1 protein-coding gene is annotated in these 1,057 nt (G+C 35.0%); it reads right to left on the bottom strand.

The annotated features are described in order from the left end of the window. Positions 1–230: 230 nt before the first annotated feature. The gene (locus AAGU07_RS16465) at positions 231–881 is read right to left on the bottom strand and encodes a DUF2971 domain-containing protein (protein ID WP_342460168.1); all 651 of its coding nucleotides are present in this window, start codon (positions 879–881) and stop codon (positions 231–233) included. Between the last annotated feature and the right edge of the window lie 176 nt (positions 882–1,057).

Here is a 1,057-nt window from a genome sequence, read left to right as displayed (position 1 = left end):
CTGACTGGATGGATCATTACAACAAGGAGCGACCGCATTCGGCCCTTGGATATGCTACCCCGGCCGAAGTCAGGCACCTATTAGTGGCTTAAGTGGTCTGAAAAAGAGGGGAGCACTACACCCCGGCCGAAGTCAGGCACCTATTAGTGGCTTAAGTGGTCTGAAAAAGAGGGGAGCACTACAAACCATGCCAAAGGATTTATAAGGTTGAAGCAGGTGTTAGGCGAACTTTACAATAATTGCCCTATATTGCAAGCCAATTTTAGCTTTCTGGTTTCTAAATTGATTCCCATTCTTTTAATTCTCTTATCTAAATATTTCATTCTTTGGTCAGAAATATTATATCCATATGTAATAGATTTAATTGATTCACTTGGAATTTCAATAAATCCTGGTTCTGATTGTTCAGTAATAAAGCGATACTCTTTTTCATATTCCCAATCAGCAAATTTATGCCTAACAAGTTCAATTGATTGATTTAAATTTAGAATCTTATTACTTTTACTAAATGATACTTCTAGTTCATATGAATTATAATCTACTTTAAATCCATAAAGTTTCTTTCCGTTATAATTAACTATATGCACGTTATTTTTTATACTATTTTGAATGCATTCTTCAAAATCAAATTCAATGCAAAATCCTCTATGTGATTTTCCATAATGAGACCATAATAAATAATTCCTATTTGTTAATGAAAAACAACAACATTTTATTTTATCTTTAAATTTTTTATCTACATAACTTTTTCCATCATCAGTATTTTTTAAAAAACCAAATATTTCATATGGGTCATTAAATTGCCTAAACGAAGCAAAATATAAACGCTTATTCTTTAGTACATCTAAAAAGTATGACTCATTATTATAGTATTTAAACATTTTATTCTCCGCGCCGAAGGCGTCCGCCTAACATTGGCTTGACCTGCAATGCCGGCCTGTAGTGCTCCCCTCTTTTTCAGACCACTTAAGCCACTAATAGGTGCCTGACTTCGGCCGGGGTAGCATATCCAAGGGCCGAATGCGGTCGCTCCTTGTTGTAATGATCCATCCAGTCA

The organism is Methanobacterium sp. (assembly GCF_038562635.1).
In the GTDB taxonomy this organism is placed as follows: domain Archaea; phylum Methanobacteriota; class Methanobacteria; order Methanobacteriales; family Methanobacteriaceae; genus Methanobacterium_D.
This window is presented reverse-complemented; position numbering and strand designations above follow the sequence as displayed.